Raw genomic sequence first — 17,962 nt, forward strand, 5'->3', positions numbered from 1 at the left:
ATGACAAGGGTTTACTCTGATGTTGAGCGCTTTTTAGCGCGTGGATGGGTGTTATCGTACACTTTAGCTAAATGCTGAAAATCTAAATGCGTATAAACTTGAGTTGCAGACAAACTACTGTGTCCTAACAGTTCTTGTACGGCACGCAGATCCCCTGATGATTCTAAAATATGTGATGCAAATGAGTGACGCAATTTATGCGGATGCACTTGTGAGCTGATCCCTTGCTTAATGCCCCATTCTTGCATCCGTAAGCGAACTTGGCGTACGGAAATTCGCTTTTTTTGGCTGCTAACAAACACGGCTATTTCATCAGGATGTGCAAATTGAGGGCGAATTTTCAGCCATGCTTTTAATGCACTGAGCGCTTTGCTGCCTACAGGTAATAAGCGTTCTTTGTTACCTTTACCACGGACTAAAATTTCGCCTTCAGTCGGGTTTATATCTTGTATGTTAGCGCCAACTAACTCGCTAATGCGCAGACCCGAAGAGTACATTAATTCCATCATAGCTTTGTCACGAATAGCTAAAGGCTCATCATCTGGCAGTTCTAGTAGCTTAGCCATTTGATCTACGTCTAAATTTTTGGGTAAAGGCTTGGAAAATTTTGGCCCTTTAATGGCCTCTGCCGGATTGTGATAATATGCCTGACTGGCTATATTTTTGGCTTTTAAGAATTTATATAAACTGCGAATACAACTCAGTTTTAAACTGATTGTGCGACCACTCAATTGTTTGCTGCGCATTTGCATGCTGTAACGGCGAATATGCTCACCTTGAACAGCAAACCAGTCTTCACATAGTTTACTAAAGTACAAAGCTGCGAAGCCTAGCTGGCTCGTGTATTGGTTTACTGTGTGCGCTGAGTATTGTTTTTCGTAGCGTAAGTAGTCTGCAAATAGTTGGATAGGTGTTCGCCAAGCATCACTTAATTCATCAATGTCTGGCGTCGTCACATCGCTCATGCAAGTTCCAATAAGCGCAGTTGTAATGAGCGAACAAACTCAAGGACAAAAAAGCTGTCTTTTGCCGGTTCGAAGTGATTTACGTCATCACTACCAAACGCCAAAATAGCCACAGGGTGTTTTGTGTTACCAATTAAATATAAGGCAGTCGATTGAGTCGTGTCTGAAAACAGTAAGTCTCTTTCTTGTTGGCTTACTCGACCCAAGTAAATGCCGTCGTTTTGCAGGCGATGAGCAATTAATTCATCAAACTTTTTATCGTACTTAACTAAGTGGCATTCGTTAATGGATGGATTAGTGCAGATAATATTGCGCAAATTGCTAGCCAGTGTCGTAAAGTCGTAGTTAGTCCATAACTGACGATGACAGTCGCTAAATAAGCGGTAAATTAACTCGTTTTCTTTTGCTTGTTCAACGAGCTGCTCAATCTTATTTTTTAATAACGTATTGTGTTCACGTAATTGGCGCTGTTGAATATGTACCAAAGACGTTGCTCCAGCCGTTTGCTGTTGTAGTTCAACTTCAGCGAGCACATCAGGGTTTTTAATAAAAAAATCAGGGTGTGCTTTTAAATATTCAGCAATTTGTTGTTCTGTTAGTTTGCTCATAGTGCCACTTGTCCATCAAAAACATGCTCAGCAGGGCCTGTCATTCGTACAGGGTGGCCTTCGCCTTGCCAACGTACTTGTAAACTGCCGCCGGGTAAGTCAACTTGTACGGTATTAGCAAGTTTACTTTGAATTTGTCCAACCACGACCGCAGCACAAGCACCTGTACCACAGGCTAAGGTTTCACTAACGCCACGTTCCCACACTCTTAGTTTAATGTGATCTTGCGAAATTACCTGCATAAAACCAACATTTGCACGTTGTGGAAAACGCTCATGATTTTCAAGGAGTGGGCCTAAGGTGGTGACTTCTGCGGTATGAATGTCATCAACTTCTAACACGCAATGTGGGTTACCCATCGACACTGCGCCACTAAATACTGTGTGTTCTTCAGTGCGAAGAATATAGGTCAGCTCACGCTTGCTGGCTTTTAATGGAATTTTGTTCGGTTCAAAATTAGGGTGGCCCATATTTACCGTTACTTGGCCATCTTTCTCTATATAAAGCGTGAGGTTACCAGATTTTGTTGAAACCGAAATTTTATGCTTATTGGTCAGGCCCTTCATACGTACAAAGCGGGCGAAACAGCGCGCGCCGTTGCCGCATTGTTCAACTTCGTTACCATCGGCATTGAAAATTCGATAATGAAAATCGAGATCAGGCGAGTAAGGGGCTTCAACCATAAGCAGTTGATCGAAGCCAATGCCGAAATGGCGATCTGCCAGCTTCTTTATTTGATCACGTGATAAAAAAACATTTTGAGTAATGTTATCAATAACGACAAAGTCATTACCTAGGCCGTGCATTTTTGAAAAATTAACTAACATAACGCTCTAATTCGGGTTTGCTCTGAGCTAATCATGCCACAGAGCAGGGCGGTTATAAAAACGTTTATGGTAAAATTTTCTCACCTTGCCAAAGGCTTTCTAAGGTTTCGCGTTGGCGAATTAAATGGCTTTGCTGACCATCCACCATAATCTCTGCAACACGCGGGCGTGAGTTGTAATTTGAGCTCATGGTAAAACCATACGCGCCAGCGCTGCGCTGCGCTAATAGGTCACCGGCTTGAAGTGCAAGCTCACGGTCTTTGCCTAAAAAGTCGCCGGTTTCACAAACTGGGCCGACAATATCGTAGTTGTGAGTAGGTGTATCATCTGCGCGAGGTTCAACTGGCACAATACTTTGCCAAGCTTGATACAGCGATGGACGCAACATATCGTTCATGCCAGCATCAACAATAGCAAAGAACTTATCTTGGTTTTGTTTAATAAACTCAACTTTAGTAACTAAAATACCTGCGTTGGCTGCAATCGCACGACCAGGTTCAAAAATAAGTTCTAAATCTTGGTAGTCTGCTAATCGAGCGGTAATTTTATCAACATACTCGCTTGGATGAGGAGGCGTTTCGCCATTATAAGGCACGCCAAGACCACCACCGATATCTAGGTGAGTTAGCTTGATGCCAACCGCTTTTAACTCTTCGATAAGAGTCAGTACTTTTTCAAGTGCTGCTAAGAAAGGTTTTATTTCCGTTAGCTGCGAACCGATGTGGCAATCTACACCGGTAATTTTTAAACCGGGTAGTGATGCTGCATGTTGATACACAGTCACTGCAGTTTGAATATCAATACCAAACTTATTCTCTTTTAAACCGGTTGAGATATAAGGGTGCGTTTTTGCATCTATATCTGGGTTTACGCGAATCGAAATCGGTGCCACTAAGTTAAGATCCGTTGCCACTTTTGAAATTCGTTCAAGCTCAGCCACTGACTCAACGTTAAAACACTTGATCCCCAATTCAAGTGCATAAGTAATTTCGTCAGCGGTTTTTGCAACGCCAGAAAACACAACCTTACTTGCGTCTCCGCCTGCTTGGATAACGCGTGCAAGCTCACCTTTTGAAACGATGTCAAAACCTGAGCCAAGTCGCGCTAAAATATTCAGCACGGCAATATTTGAGTTGGCTTTTACGGCATAGCACACCAAGCTATTATGTGACTTAGCAGCGTCTGCAAATGCTAAATAATGACGTTCAAAGGTTTTGCGAGAATAGATATAACAAGGCGTACCATATTGTTCGGCAAGCTCTTTGACAGCGATGTCTTCAGCGAACAGCTGATTATTATTGTAGTTAAAAAAGTCCATCTATTGGTCCTGTTTTTGCTCTGGTTGTTCGGATGGATCAGCTTGTGGCTGAGACTTTGCAGGCGGCTTAGTATCATCTGGCAGATAAAGAGCACCACTTTGTCCGCAACCTGCTAGGGTTACTAGAAGGGCGCTTAGAGGTAAAATGGTTTTTAATTTTTGGCTATGAGTCTCTTTCATTAGATTAATACGGTTGCTGGCTTTATAATCGCAGAGTAACAGAATATTTAAAAAATGCAGCTATTCGCGGATGAATTTATTCCTGTTACACTTGATGTACACAATCTGCCCCCAGATCTAGGCTTAAAGCCAGTTAAAGGACACTAAAATGACTGATCATGAATACCACACACTAGCCGATGCATTAATGCTAACTATTGAAGAGCAAATCGATGAATGTGATGCCGATTTAGACTATGAATCAGCGTCAGGTATTTTAGAAATCATCTTTCCTGATCGCAGTAAAATAGTGATCAACAAGCAAGCACCATTACACCAAGTTTGGGTGGCGACTAAATTTAACGGTCACCATTTTGAACTACGCGACGATAAGTGGATTGATAACCGCTCAGGTGCAGAGTTTTGGCAATTTATGTGTGATGCGGCAACTCGCCAAGCAGGTCAAACAATTGAATGGCGTTCTGAACTATGAGTTTAGAGTTTGTTGAATATCCAGCGCAAGGTGATCACAAAGCAACGGTTATCTGGCTTCATGGTTTAGGTGATTCGGGTGATGGTTTTGCCCCAGTTGCACCGCAACTTGCTCTACCAAAAGAGCTTGGCGTACGTTTTGTGTTTCCACATGCGCCAGTGCAGCCGGTCACCATTAATGGTGGTATGGCAATGCGTTCTTGGTACGATATTAAATCGATGGATTTAGATAAGCGTGCCGATGAGCAAGGAGTGCGTGAATCTGCTGCAAAAGTGGCTGCAATTATTGACCAAGAAATTGCAAAAGGTATCGCTCCTAACAAAATTATTCTTGCCGGTTTTTCGCAAGGGGGTGTGGTATCGCTGCACTTAGCGCCACGTCTAGATTATAAATTAGCGGGTGTAATGGCACTTTCAACCTATATGTGTGTGCCTGCAAAATTTGCCGATGAAGCCAAGCAGCAGGGGTTAAACATTTTTATGGCACATGGTCGATTTGACGATGTGGTACCGCATAGCGCAGGAAGACAAGCATTTGACGTGCTTAGCGCTAACAACATGGAAGTAAGCTGGCAAGACTATCCGATGGCGCACCAAGTTTGTGGTGAAGAACTGATGGCTATTCGAGAGTGGTTAATTGCTCGCTTGAGTTAATTTTTTGGTTTTAGAGGCCAACATGACAAAGAAACTTGTAATTACAGCAAATATGAATGCCGTTGAATCGGCAAGTTCAGCACCGACAGCAGTGACTTATCAATGGCATTGGCGACGCATCTTTATGGTCAGCAGTGTTATCTTAGTTGCGCTGGCTATATTAGTATATAGCTTTATTGGTGCTGTAAATGCTGAGCAATCACCGCAAGATGAACCGCAAGCAGAGTTTACAAATGCTGAATTACAAACCTCTTTAAATGACGCTGAGCAAGAAGAGCCAAAAGAAGTTGTTGCTCCGTCAATGAATGAGCAAACACCGTTGGTTGATAACACAGCAACGGCTAAAGCAGAGGTTGTGAGCTCAAACATTGTAGAGCCTGACGTTACATCAGTAGAGGCTGAGATCGACAGTGAAGAGGTTATTGATGAGCAACAACCTGAAACATTAGCCGTTATTCCTGATGAAGAAGCATCACAAACTGAACAGCAAGTTGAAATTGCAGCAGCACCTGATGCTCAGCAGCAGTTTTCACGGTCAGCACATATTGCCAGTGTTGCAATTGGCGCAAAAATAGACACAGATAAAGTAAGCCGCGCAGTATTAACTACCGATGTTGTTGATCGAGAACCAGTAAACGTTTTAAAAAACGATGTAAAATTAGCGCAAATTAGCAGTAGCCTGAGCTTTTTTAGCGAGCTTAGAAATATGCAGGGACAAACTGTTCGTCACCAATGGTATTACCAAGACCAACAGCTTGCTTCGATTGAATTGGCCGTAAGTAGTCCGCGATTTCGTACTTATTCAACGAAAAACATCATGCCAGAGCAACTGGGTGATTGGCGTGTTGAAGTTATTGACGCAGATGGCAACTTACTGGCCCAAAAAGAATTTAGAATTTTAGCTGAGTAATATTTAGTATCAGCCTGATAATTAATTGGATTTTTCATGACACAGACAACAAAACTAGTTCGTATCGCGACCCGTAAAAGTGCACTTGCTTTATGGCAGGCTGAATTTGTAAAAGCTCAACTAGAGCACTTCCATGACGACGTAACGGTAGAGTTGGTTCCTATGTCGACACAAGGCGATATTATCCTTGATACACCACTGGCCAAGATAGGTGGTAAAGGCTTATTCGTAAAAGAGCTTGAGCAAGCCATGCTAGATGGTCGTGCAGATATTGCGGTGCATTCGATGAAAGATGTACCTGTTGAGTTTCCTGAAGGTTTAGCATTACACACAATTTGTGAGCGTGAAGACCCGCGCGATGCGTTTGTATCAAACAACTACAAGAGTTTAGATGAGTTACCACAAGGCGCTATTGTTGGTACATCAAGCTTACGCCGCCAATGCCAAATTCGCGAAGCGCGCCCTGATTTAGACATTCGTGACTTACGCGGTAATGTTAATACGCGTTTGGCAAAACTAGATGATGGTCAATATGATGCAATCATCCTAGCTGCAGCGGGTCTAATTCGTTTAGAAATGCCAGAGCGTATTACAGCTTTTATCGAGCCAGAGGTATCATTACCTGCAAATGGTCAAGGTGCTGTGGGTATTGAGTGCCGTATTGATGATGAAGTAACAAAAGCACTGTTAGCGCCACTCGAACATAATGAAACACGTATTCGTGTTAATGCCGAGCGTGCTATGAATCGCCGTTTAGAAGGTGGTTGCCAAGTGCCAATTGGTGCATTTGCATTGGTCGATGGTGGGCAAGTGCATTTACGTGGTTTAGTGGGCGCTATTGATGGTAGCCAAATGCTACGTGATGAAGTGACAGGCCCAGTGGCTGACGCAGAGCAGTTAGGTATTACACTTGCTGAAAAGCTACTTGAGCAAGGTGCTGATAAAATTTTAGCTGAAGTATATAGAGACGCTTAATATGCATATTTTGATAACTCGTCCAGAAGGAAAAGGCACTGAGCTTGCTCTTGAGCTTCAGCAGGCGGGTTATCAAACAACCCTGTGCCCAGTCCTTACCTTAGATTACCTCACAGTAAATAGTAGTGAGCTCGCGCCGCTAGAAAATGCCGATAAAATCATTTTTATCTCGCAAGATGCCGTGCATGCCTTGTTAAAACTCACACCAACAATCAACAAAGCAGCGCAACTTTATGCGGTCGGTCAGCAAACGGCTGATGCGGTTTATGAAGCCTTTGGGCGACGAGCCGCAGTGCCCAAACAGCATGATTCAGAAGGTCTGCTTGAATTAAAAACACTACAAGATGTTGAACTAAGTAACATTGTTTTAGTGAAAGGTGAAGGTGGGCGCACGACCATAGCAAAAACGTTAAAACAACGTGGTGCTTTATTAAATCAATTGGTTGTTTACAAGCGAAGCGCAATTGAGAGCGAACCGGGCAAGTGGATGGACCACTGGCAAACAATTGATGTAGAAGGTATAGTCATTACCAGTAATGCAGCGGTGGATGCCATTTTTAATGGCCTAAAAGAGCCTCAGCTTGCATGGTTGAAAGAGCGACAGTTTTTCGTTGCCAGTGAGCGTATCGCTGACTATTTAAAGCAACAAAATGTCGTAAGAACACAGATACATATTGCTGCAGGGGCGAGCGACAACGCTATGTTCACCTGCATTAATCAGCAAGGTAGCAAAATGAGTGAAGCAGAATCAAAACAACCCGCAAAGCCAGTGACTGCACAGCCAGAGAAAAAAGCGCAAACGGCAAATACTGGGGCAAAAGCGCCTGTACAAGCTAAAAGAGGCATCAGCAAAACAGGTAGCTTAGCGTTACTTATTTCACTTTTAGTGGCCTGTGCAGTTGGCTATGAGTTTTATCTAAAATTAAATAGCGATCAGCAATCGGCTGTGGCATTGACTGAACTGACAGATGAAAACCTTCGCTTACAGCAGCAAATTGATGCATTAAAAAGTGCCCAACAAACAATGCAGCACTCGCTTTATAACAGTGAACAAAAGGTCACTGATGCACTAAACGAAAGTGCTGAGCAAACACAGCAGCAATTACAAGCGGCTTTAAAGCGCGCCGAGCAGCAAACTTTCACGCTTAATCCGCAAGAAGTCACAAGCTTGCAGCGTATGGCCGAATTTAAATTGTGGGCAGAGCACGATTACCAAGGGGCTGCTGCTGTGCTATCTCGCTTAGATAGCTTGCTTGCAGAACACCCGGGTACAGGCGCTATTCGCCAAGCAATTCACCAAGATTTACAAACCTTGAATGCCATAGAACCTGTTGCTGTTGAGGCAATTTATTTAAAACTACATGGCATTAATCAAAAAGTGGATGAACTGGTATTTAATGCTATTTCACTCCCTGAAGAAGTCGTTAAAGAAGACCCAAATCAACTAAGTGAAAATGTCAGTGAGTGGCGTCAAAACCTTGCGAAGTCGTGGCAGCAGTTTAAAGACTTCTTTGTTACAGTGCGCACACGTGAAGATATGGTTATCGCACCATTTTTAAGTGAGCAAGAGCGTCACCTAGTAAAACAGCGCTTAAGTTTATACTTAGCTCAAGCGCAAGATGCGGTATTAAGTAAACAAAGTAGTGTGTATTTTAGTGCTGTTGATGCTGCTCATAGCTTGGTAAAAGATTACTTTAAGCAAGATGATGCGCAAACAAAAGCGGCCTTAAAAAGTCTTGCTGAGCTTTCGAAAGAGCAGCTCGATTTTAGTCCAAAAGTGTCACTACAAAGTACTGAGCAGGTGAAGGAGTGGGCACAATGATCCGCTTTTTATTAATCATTATTGCAATAGCAGTCTGCTTAGGGATTGCCCCTTTTTTTATAGATCAAAAGGGTTATGTACTAATTGCCTTTAATAAAACAACCATTGAAGGGACTATTTGGGGCATCACAGCACTTTTAATATTAGCATTCGCTGCACTGTTTTTACTTTATAAGCTTTGCCGTTACTTAATATCTTTATATAGCCATACACGCCATGGCTTTTTTGCGCGCAGTGAAGAGCGTAAACAAGCGGCTATTGAGCAAGGTGTATGGAGCTTAATTAATAACGATTATGCACAGCTTGAGCTTACACTTGATAACAATAGTGTTGCAGATAAGTGGAGCGATATACGTTATGCGCTTCTTGCTAAAGCGGCATTAGCTAACAATGAGAGCGAAAAAGCGGTTAGTTATCTTGATAAAATAAGCCAGGATAAGCAGTTAAAAGTGGCTAATTTATGGATTGCTAGCGGTGAAACCAGCACCATTTTTGCTGACCTTAAAGCGTTAGCTGAGCGCAAAAAAGCCACGAGTTTAGAGCTTAAAATGTATGCCCATGTATTGGTAAAAGAGCAAAAGTGGGCGTCATTGAATGACTTTATGCCGCGTTTATTGCGCAAGAAAACACTTTCAGAGCAAGAGTGGCAACAACTTTTTGATAGTTACTTTGCAGCTCAATCAAACGGAGATTTAACTGAGCGTTATGAGCAATTAGCCAAAAACCTGAAACCACATGCTGAGGTAAGCTATTTAACGGCGATGGCGAAGGCAGGTGAGTTAAACAAAATTGAGCTAAGCTTAATTAAAATGATAAAAAAACCGCTGCAACATAAAGACTTAGCACGTATTTTACGTACTAGTAGCGCTGGCGATGCACTCAAGTTGCAATCAAGTTTGCAGGATGTATTAAAAAAAGATACCGAAAATACAGATTTACTATTAGCCCTTGCATGTTTAGCAAATGCGCATGGTGAATATGACTTAGCTGCGCGGGTGTTTGATAAAGCGCTTAATGCTGATAACCGCCATGCCTATTTGCAGCAAGCGGTTCTTAGTTATAGTAAGAGTGCCCAACCAGAAAAAGCATTGGTACTCTATCAATAATTTTACTTCAGCCGGCAAAGGAGCAATGGCTTGAAAAACTTATTTACACTGACAATAAGTATTGCACTTGCTTACTTTCTTACAGGGTATTTAAGTAATTCTTTGCTGGCGATTGATGGTTATGCGGTTGCAGCGTGGCCGCCTGCAGGTATTGCGCTTGCCAGTATCTTACTGCTTCGAAATCGTGCTCTGCTAGGAGTTTTGCTAGGGGCGTTCTTTGTAAACCTTATTCACCTTGATAAAGTTACTGATATTTTTCACTGGCAAATGATGTTGCAAGCTATTGGTGTGACAAGTGCATCAACATTTCAGGCTTGGCTTGCCTATTACATTATAATTCATGTAGTTAAACGCCCGATTGAGTTATCGTCATTAAAGCAAAGTATGATTGGTTTAATGATAGGCGGCCCTTTGTGTAGCTTGATTGCAGCATCAATTGGCACCGGCTTATTGGTCATTAATAATGTTATTCCGAGTTATGCGGCGCTTAATAATTTTATCGCATGGTGGATTGGCGACAGCATTGGGGTGCTGATTTTCACACCATTAATTTTAGCGGCATTTAGTTACCACCACACTCGTCAACGGCTGCAAATCATTGTGCCGTCGTTATTAATTTATGTGGTTATTTGTGTCAGCTTTTATGGTGCAGCCAGTGTAAAAAAAGACAAAGACTTACAGCGCCAGCAAGCAAAAGTCAGTGCAATTCATACTAATCTTGAACACCAAGTTGATGAAATTAAATCGCATTTATCTTTATTAGCTACTTTTTTTGCTAGTAGTGACATGGTTGATTTTGATGAATTTAAGCGTTTTACAACAAGGCAACTACAATATAGCAAAGAAATCCTTGCCCTTGAGTGGGCACCTAAAGTTATTCACTCACAACTAAATAACTATCAAAGTCTACTGCGTGATGAACTGGGTGCTGATTACTACGTGAAAGAAAAAAATGCTGCAGGACAGTGGCAGCCGGTAAGTAAGAGAGCAGTCTATTTTCCGGTGCAATATATTCATCCATTAGTAGGGAACGAACCAGCGCAAGGCTTTGATTTGGCTTCAAACGAGTTACGTAAACAAGCGTTAACTGACTCTCGGTTAATTAAAAATGTCACCGTCAGTGAGCCTATTACTTTGATGCAAGGTGATGGTAACGAAAAGGGCGTTTTATTCTTTAACCCTGTTTATTCAGACATTAATCATCAGGTCGGCTTTCGGGGTTATGTTGTTGCTGTGGTTAATTTAGAGTTGCTGGCACAAACACTAAATTTTAATCAAAATACTGAGATTGAAACCAGTTTTTTTGATGTTACCGATGGTACTAACCCTGTCGAGATTTACAGCCCACACCGTGTTGGTACAACCGCTATTGCGAGCTTTAATTTTATTATTGGCGAGCGCGTTTGGCAGGTGAAATTATGGGAGTCAGTAGCGCAGTCGTCATGGCTGCCTTATTGGCTAGCGCAAATAGTCGGTATGCTGTTTGTTTGGTTATTGATCACATTTTTGATTTCAGTAACCGGTACTAATATTCAAATTCGTCAGCAAGTAGCGAAACAAACTCAAAGCCTTCGCGAAGAAAAACTAAAAGCCGATAAAGCCAGCCAAATTAAAAGTGAGTTCTTGGCGAATATGAGCCATGAAATACGCACACCTATTAATGGTATAAAAGGTTTGCATTATTTAGCAATGCAAGAGCCTGACTGGCAACAAGCCCGTGGTTATATTGATCAAGCCGATGGTGCATTGAATGTACTATTACGGGTAATCAATGATGTTTTAGATTTTTCTAAAATAGAAGCGGGGCGATTGGAGCTACATCAAGAACCCATCGATGTGAATGCGTTGGTTAATGAACTGACTAACTTATTGCAGTTTGAACTTAATTCCCGTGCTTTAAAGTTTAAGGTTGAGTTTGATGCATCTGCGCACTTATTGATCCACACCGACCCAATTCGTTTAAAACAAGTATTATTAAACCTGTTAAACAATGCGGTGAAGTTCACTCAAGAAGGCACGATTACATTACGTATTTGGCAGCAGGGTAAATTTACTTACTTTAGTGTTATTGATACTGGCATCGGCATCAGTAAAGAGGCGCAGCAGCGCCTGTTTAAACCATTCTCACAAGCCGATAGCTCAACCTCTCGTCGCTTTGGTGGCACAGGTTTAGGCTTGAGTATTTGCCAAAAACTCATTGTTATGATGGGAGGCGAGATAAGCCTCAGTAGCTCTGAGGGGCAAGGTTCAACGTTTACAATTTCGCTGCCATTTGAGTCCCCTCTTGAAGAGGTGATTCATAGCGACGATGAGTTAGCTGATATCGATGTGACAGCTGTTTCATTTGCTGGCGATACAATTCTATTGGTTGAAGATAACCCATTGAATCAACATGTGGCGAGTTCGATTTTAAAAACTAAAGGTTGCCAACCTGATATCGCTAAAGATGGCCACGAGGCTATTAAGATGATCAGTGAAAAAAGCTATGACCTTGTACTCATGGATATTCAAATGCCGAATATGGATGGCTTACAAGCGACTAAGGTTATTCGCAACGAGTTACTGATCACCGATTTACCGATTATTGGCTTATCGGCAAATGCCCACGATGATGATCTTAAGAAAGGTTTAGCCAGTGGTATGAATGGTTATTTAACTAAACCAATTGATGCTGATAAACTTTTTAAAACCTTGTGGCATTTTTTGCATAATGCTAGCGGCCATTAAAGCAGACATTTGACCTCAAAAAAGTAAATAAAATCATCTAAACTTGAAATATCGCCGTGGGTACGTATGATCCGCGCAAATTTACTGAACCTGAGTGCTAATTATGATCAATAACAAACTCCCTTTGCTTGATATTCACCGTCATCTAGATGGTAATGTTCGCCCACAAACGATCTTAGACCTTGGTCGTCAGTTTAATCTTGAATTACCTGCTGACAACATTGAAGCGCTTATTCCGCACGTACAGGTTATCGACCCTGAACCAAATTTAGTGGCATTTTTACAAAAGCTTGATTGGGGTGTAAAAGTACTGGGTGATTACGATGCTTGTCGTCGTATTGCTATCGAAAACGTTGAAGATGCGATTGCCCAAAACCTCGATTACGTTGAGCTTCGTTTTAGTCCATATTATATGGCGCAAAGCCAAGGCTTACACCCGCAAGGAGTTGTCGAAGCGGTGGTTGATGGTGTAAAAAGTGCGTGCCAAAACGCGCCAATTAAAGCTAACTTAATCGGCATCATGTCGCGTACATATGGCACCAAAATCTGTCAGCAAGAGCTTGATGCGCTACTTGCTTTTAAAAATGATTTAGTGGCGGTTGATTTAGCTGGCGATGAAATTGGTTTCCCGGGTGAGCTATTTGTTGATCACTTTAAACAAGTTCATGATGCATACTTAGCTGCCACGATTCATGCCGGTGAAGCACGCGGTAGCGAAAGCATTTGGCAAGCAATTAACGAGCTTGGTGCAACGCGTATTGGTCATGGTGTAAAAGCAATTGAAGATGCTGCACTAATGGATTACTTACGTGATAAACGCATTGGTATTGAGTCTTGCTTAACCAGTAACATTCAAACCAGTACTGTTGCTGAGCTTGCAAAACACCCGCTAAAAACCTTCTTAGACCATGGTATTTTGGCATCGATTAATACTGATGATCCGGCCGTTGAAGGTATTGAAATAGCGTATGAGTATCAAGTAGCAGCACCTGCGGCAGGGTTAAGCCAAGCCGATATGGAAAAAGCGCAAGCTAATGCGCTTGAAATTGCTTATTTAAGCGATGCAGATAAAGCGGCTTTAAAACAGTTAGCTGCTAATCGTTAAGCAGCTAACTTATACTTGGTGCTCTTGGCATGAAACGTAGTTTTCATATAATGCCTTGAGCACGTCACCTCGGCTGATCATGCCAACAACCTTACCACCCTCGATAACTGGGTAATTCTTTGGCTTACCCGTTTTCATGGCATCAGCCAACTCAATGATATTTTGATCGCTACTCACGGTAACAACATCGGTGCGCATGAGTTGTTTTACCTTTACCACGCCATCGCAGAAATAACTGTTTTGCATGAGCGGTTGCTGCAGCTCTTGTTCTGAAATAAAGCCAACTAAACTTTTGTTGTCATCGAATACAGGTGCGCCTAGTAATTTAAACTTTTGCAGCTCGCTAATCGCGGTGGTCATTTCAGTTTCAGGCGTAATGTGTGGCAACTTACGTTGCATAAAGTCTTGTACTTTTGTATTTAGCATTTGGGTCTCTCCCCATCGTTATTCTAAACAGAGTATGGTCAAGGAAATGCAGTTTGTGAAATCGTTTAGACGGATTAAGGCGATAGGTAAAACAAATAAAAAAGGCATCCAATTGGATGCCTTAAAAATAACCGGTATGAGTTAGTTATTTAATGAATGCAAATGCATCAGCGTACATGTTCTCACGTACCGCACCATGGTTAATAAAATCATCGCGAACCACGCCAATCATGTCGAAGCGGCCTGCCATGTAAATATCGTATGGTTCTAAAGACACTATATCTTCCATAACGGCCTTGTGGACGTAACCGGTTTTGCCAGTCCAGCTTTGCGGCGCATTTTCAACCACTGGAATGTATTGGAAATGTGGGTTGCTGTTTGCCCATGCTTGCATTTCATCATGAGCATAAAGCGCAGCTTGCTCACGAACACCCCAGTAAAATAATACAGGGCGCTCACAGCCAATTTCAGCAAGGTGATCAGCCATTGATTTGGCATAAGAAAAACCAGTACCGCCAGCAAGTAGAATAATTGGGCGCTCACCCTCAACTCGCAGCTGTGATACACCTAAACCCACTTCAACATTAACTTGCTGTTGCTCTGTATGTGCTTGACGTAAATGATCAAGCGCTTGCATTGCATACGAATCAGCACCTGCGGCACCAATATGTAGTTCAATTTGGTCAGTTTGTGAAGGGCGGCTTGCAATAGAAAAGGCACGCTTATCTTTTTCGCCTAATACAAGTTGCATATATTGGCCTGCCTCGAATGACACAGGTTGCTGTGGTTTCAAAATGACCTTATGTACATGGTCTGTAAGCGGGCTGATCGCAACAACGTCAGCGAGTAATGTTTGCATAGTTTACCTTTATAAGCACAGAAGCAAATTCGGTTATGAATCGCACTCATAACCGTTAAATTTTGAGCAGTTTAACATAGTCACAGCTTAGAGAATATCTAAGCTGTCCCATAATTCATCAACACGTTCTTTGATTTTTGGATCCATAACAATGGGCTCACCCCATTCACGATCTGTTTCGCCTGGCCATTTATTGGTTGCATCCATGCCCATTTTTGAGCCAAGGCCCGAAACTGGCGATGCAAAATCTAAATAATCAATTGGCGTGTTTTCGATCATCGTCGTATCGCGAGCAGGGTCCATACGCGTTGTAATGGCCCAGATCACGTCGTTCCAATCACGTGCGTTTACATCATCATCGCAAACAATCACGAACTTGGTATACATGAATTGACGTAAGAAAGACCACACCCCCATCATCACGCGCTTGGCATGACCTGGGTATTGTTTTTTCATCGTGACCACAGCCATACGATAAGAACAGCCTTCAGGTGGTAGATAAAAATCTACAATTTCAGGGAATTGCTTTTGCAGAATTGGTACGAACACTTCGTTCAATGCAACCCCGAGTACTGCTGGCTCATCTGGTGGACGGCCAGTGTAAGTGCTGTGATAAATTGGGTTTTCACGATGTGTAATGTGAGTGACCGTCATCACCGGAAACTCGTCTACTTCGTTGTAGTAACCTGTGTGGTCGCCATAAGGGCCTTCTGGTGCTGTTTCACCTGGCATAATATAACCTTCAAGCACGAACTCTGCGGTAGCAGGCACTTGTAGGTCATTTGAAACCGATTTAACAACTTCAGTTTTACTACCGCGTAGTAAACCAGCAAATGCATATTCGCTTAGGGTGTCTGGTACTGGTGTTACAGCGCCTAAGATTGTCGCAGGATCGGCACCTAATGCGACAGATACAGGGTAAGGTTCGCCTGGGTGCTCTTTACACCATTCACGAAAATCTAATGCGCCACCGCGGTGCGATAGCCAACGCATAATAATTTTGTTTTTACCCAATAGCTGCTGACGGTAAATGCCTAAGTTTTGGCGCTTTTTATAAGGCCCTTTGGTAACCGTTAGACCCCATGTGATCAAGGGAGCAGCATCACCCGGCCAGCAATGTTGGATAGGCAGCTTAGTTAAGTCAACATTATCGCCTTCAAGTATAACTTGCTGACAAGGCGCTTTTTTTACTTCTTTAGCTGGCATATTCAGTACTTGTTTGAATACTGGGATTTGCCCTAGTGCCTCTTTAATGCCTTTTGGTGGCTCAGGCTCTTTTAGAAAAGCTAATAACTTACCAACTTCGCGCAGTTCACTGACATCATCTTGGCCCATACCCATCGCTACACGTTTGGGCGTACCAAAAAGGTTAGCAAGAACGGGAATGGTGTGACCTTTAGGGTTTTCGAATAACAGAGCAGGGCCTTCTGCACGTAACGTACGGTCGGCAATTTCGGTCATTTCAAGGTAAGGATCAATTTCTTGTTTGATCCGCTTTAACTCACCTTTTTGTTCTAATAACTCGATAAATTCGCGAAGATCTTTGTATTTCATTATAGCCGCTTAAACGCTGAATAAACTGTCGCTATTATACTCAAAACCACTGATTAAGCTAATTTAGCCACGAAAGCTTTTGCTATTACTGGGTTAAGCTACATTGGTACTTTTTACCTCTTAAAATCAGCATGGCTTCATCGCCTTTAGACCAAAACAGCACATTATCGGCACTGTATTTAACCCCAGAGCCGCTTACTTGGCGATTGAGTAAATATTCACTCTCCTTAAATGTCAGTCTGGCTTCCTCATCATTGTACTCAACGATACTGGCGCTGAGGGTCTCATCGCACAGATAGTTGCTCGGTGCACTTTGCTCAGCACATGCGCACAAGGTAACTAAAGCGAGCCCCGAGAGAAGTGGTTTAATCATAGAAACACCTCTATTTTTGAATGAGCTATAAGCCTAACAAAGAAAAATTAACCGTTGGTGAAAATGGCAGGATAAGTTATGTTGATAGTGTATTTAATGGGCAAGGAACCACCATGGCAGGCACAAATTTACTAACCTTACTTGATGATATTACAACACTTTTAGACGACATTGCGACGATGAGTAAAGTCGCAACAAAAAAAACAGCAGGGGTGTTAGGTGATGACCTCGCGCTTAATGCTCAGCAAGTTACAGGGGTAACTGCCGATAGAGAGTTGCCAGTGGTTTGGGCTGTGGCAAAAGGCTCGTTTATCAACAAAGCCATCTTAGTGCCCGCAGCGTTATTGATTAGTGTTTGGTTGCCTTGGTTAATCACTCCGCTGTTAATGGTTGGCGGGCTGTTTTTGTGTTTTGAAGGTGCAGAGAAAATTATCGAAAAGCTGTTTGGTCACGCTCAACAAGAAGATGAAGGTGTGGTTGAACAACAAGACTTACAAGAATACGAAAAGCAAAAAATCAAAGGAGCAATCCGTACTGATTTTATCCTCTCTGCAGAAATTATAGTGATAACGCTAGGTACGGTTGCTGGCGCAACGCTGGTTAATCAAGCTTTAGTGCTCAGTGTAATCGCAATTATTATGACCATTGGCGTGTATGGGTTAGTTGCTGGGATTGTTAAACTTGATGATGCTGGTTTGTATTTACTGCAAAAAGCGCAGCAAAGTGGCGGTAAGTTTAAAGAGCTTGTAGGTAAGTTTTTACTTGCTGCAGCGCCTAAGTTAATGCGCTTTTTAGCCTTTGCAGGAACGGTTGCTATGTTCTTAGTTGGCGGTGGCATATTGGTACATGGGATCCCTGTTTTGCATCACGTCAAGCAAGGTAGCATCGAGTTTGTAACGGATTTAGTTGGCAAAACTGGGGAGTTGGCTACGCCGATTATATTTGATGGTTTATTGGGTGTTTTGGCTGGGGGGATCGTCGTTTTAATGACAATTATCTATAAGAGATTTTTTCGGTAACAATTGTTATTTATAAGTATACTGGTTGGGAGTTATTTGTTACCTTTTATTTTACTCTAAATT

At 42.4% G+C, this 17,962-nt stretch carries 18 protein-coding genes; 9 read left to right on the forward strand and 9 right to left on the reverse strand.

The genetic code is table 11. From position 1 onward, the window contains the following. Positions 1–11: 11 nt before the first annotated feature. The 5 genes from JIG37_RS16840 to JIG37_RS16860 all read right to left on the reverse strand — a co-directional run bounded on the left by JIG37_RS16840 (position 12) and on the right by JIG37_RS16860 (position 3,898). Positions 12–965, reverse strand: a complete 954-nt coding sequence (locus JIG37_RS16840) for a tyrosine recombinase XerC (RefSeq protein ID WP_119854057.1) — start codon at positions 963–965, stop codon at positions 12–14. Beyond that, positions 962–1,573, reverse strand: a complete 612-nt coding sequence (locus tag JIG37_RS16845; RefSeq protein ID WP_063700662.1) for a DUF484 family protein — start codon at positions 1,571–1,573, stop codon at positions 962–964. Before JIG37_RS16845 ends, JIG37_RS16840 begins: the two co-directional genes overlap by 4 nt. Then, on the reverse strand, positions 1,570–2,400 hold the full coding sequence (gene dapF / locus JIG37_RS16850) for a diaminopimelate epimerase (RefSeq protein ID WP_054554658.1): 831 nt from the start codon (positions 2,398–2,400) through the stop codon (positions 1,570–1,572). Before dapF ends, JIG37_RS16845 begins: the two co-directional genes overlap by 4 nt. A gap of 64 nt (positions 2,401–2,464) precedes the next feature. Next, positions 2,465–3,718 (reverse strand): diaminopimelate decarboxylase, encoded by a 1,254-nt coding sequence (gene lysA / locus JIG37_RS16855; protein WP_199529883.1) that lies wholly within the window; start codon positions 3,716–3,718, stop codon positions 2,465–2,467. Then, the gene (locus JIG37_RS16860; RefSeq protein ID WP_138598962.1) at positions 3,719–3,898 is read right to left on the reverse strand and encodes a lipoprotein; all 180 of its coding nucleotides are present in this window, start codon (positions 3,896–3,898) and stop codon (positions 3,719–3,721) included. A gap of 148 nt (positions 3,899–4,046) precedes the next feature. On the opposite strand from JIG37_RS16860, the gene cyaY reads away from it, so the two are divergent. From cyaY to add, 8 genes are all read left to right on the forward strand, one after another. Next, positions 4,047–4,370: an iron donor protein CyaY gene (gene cyaY, locus JIG37_RS16865; protein ID WP_054554661.1), complete on the forward strand. Its 324-nt coding sequence runs from the start codon at positions 4,047–4,049 to the stop codon at positions 4,368–4,370. After that, positions 4,367–5,023, forward strand: coding sequence for an alpha/beta fold hydrolase (locus tag JIG37_RS16870; protein WP_199529884.1), 657 nt, complete (start codon positions 4,367–4,369; stop codon positions 5,021–5,023). Before cyaY ends, JIG37_RS16870 begins: the two co-directional genes overlap by 4 nt. Positions 5,024–5,045: 22 nt before the next feature. Continuing rightward, positions 5,046–5,933, forward strand: coding sequence for a DUF2914 domain-containing protein (locus JIG37_RS16875; RefSeq protein WP_199529885.1), 888 nt, complete (start codon positions 5,046–5,048; stop codon positions 5,931–5,933). Positions 5,934–5,969: 36 nt separating this feature from the next. After that, a complete protein-coding gene (gene hemC, locus JIG37_RS16880) occupies positions 5,970–6,908 on the forward strand; it encodes a hydroxymethylbilane synthase (protein ID WP_199529886.1) in 939 nt (312 codons plus the stop codon). Between the two features lies 1 nt (position 6,909). Beyond that, positions 6,910–8,730, forward strand: a complete 1,821-nt coding sequence (locus JIG37_RS16885; RefSeq protein ID WP_199529887.1) for a uroporphyrinogen-III synthase — start codon at positions 6,910–6,912, stop codon at positions 8,728–8,730. Continuing rightward, entirely contained in the window at positions 8,727–9,836 is a 1,110-nt protein-coding gene (locus JIG37_RS16890) for a heme biosynthesis HemY N-terminal domain-containing protein (RefSeq protein WP_199529888.1), read from the forward strand. Before JIG37_RS16885 ends, JIG37_RS16890 begins: the two co-directional genes overlap by 4 nt. 30 nt (positions 9,837–9,866) lie before the next feature. Continuing rightward, entirely contained in the window at positions 9,867–12,563 is a 2,697-nt protein-coding gene (locus JIG37_RS16895) for an ATP-binding protein (protein WP_199529889.1), read from the forward strand. A gap of 103 nt (positions 12,564–12,666) precedes the next feature. Next, positions 12,667–13,668 carry an adenosine deaminase gene (gene add, locus JIG37_RS16900; RefSeq protein ID WP_054554668.1) on the forward strand — a complete coding sequence of 334 codons (1,002 nt, stop codon included), beginning with the start codon at positions 12,667–12,669 and terminating at the stop codon, positions 13,666–13,668. A 9-nt stretch (positions 13,669–13,677) separates the two neighbouring features. Here add and JIG37_RS16905 read toward each other — a convergent pair whose 3' ends face one another. From JIG37_RS16905 to JIG37_RS16920, 4 genes are all read right to left on the reverse strand, one after another. Beyond that, complete coding sequence (locus JIG37_RS16905; protein ID WP_199529890.1) at positions 13,678–14,094, reverse strand: CBS domain-containing protein; 417 nt, start codon at positions 14,092–14,094, stop codon at positions 13,678–13,680. Positions 14,095–14,239: 145 nt separating this feature from the next. Continuing rightward, the gene (gene fre / locus JIG37_RS16910) at positions 14,240–14,953 is read right to left on the reverse strand and encodes an NAD(P)H-flavin reductase (protein WP_138598968.1); all 714 of its coding nucleotides are present in this window, start codon (positions 14,951–14,953) and stop codon (positions 14,240–14,242) included. A gap of 87 nt (positions 14,954–15,040) precedes the next feature. After that, positions 15,041–16,507: a 4-hydroxy-3-polyprenylbenzoate decarboxylase gene (gene ubiD, locus JIG37_RS16915; protein ID WP_138618737.1), complete on the reverse strand. Its 1,467-nt coding sequence runs from the start codon at positions 16,505–16,507 to the stop codon at positions 15,041–15,043. An 85-nt stretch (positions 16,508–16,592) separates the two neighbouring features. Next, the gene (locus tag JIG37_RS16920; RefSeq protein WP_054554672.1) at positions 16,593–16,880 is read right to left on the reverse strand and encodes an MliC family protein; all 288 of its coding nucleotides are present in this window, start codon (positions 16,878–16,880) and stop codon (positions 16,593–16,595) included. Positions 16,881–16,993: 113 nt separating this feature from the next. Here JIG37_RS16920 and JIG37_RS16925 point away from each other — a divergent pair, with 113 nt between their 5' ends. After that, on the forward strand, positions 16,994–17,899 hold the full coding sequence (locus tag JIG37_RS16925; RefSeq protein WP_199529891.1) for a DUF808 domain-containing protein: 906 nt from the start codon (positions 16,994–16,996) through the stop codon (positions 17,897–17,899). Positions 17,900–17,962 lie beyond the last annotated feature (63 nt).

The organism is Pseudoalteromonas sp. bablab_jr010, assembly GCF_016464105.1.
Lineage (GTDB): Bacteria > Pseudomonadota > Gammaproteobacteria > Enterobacterales > Alteromonadaceae > Pseudoalteromonas > Pseudoalteromonas simplex.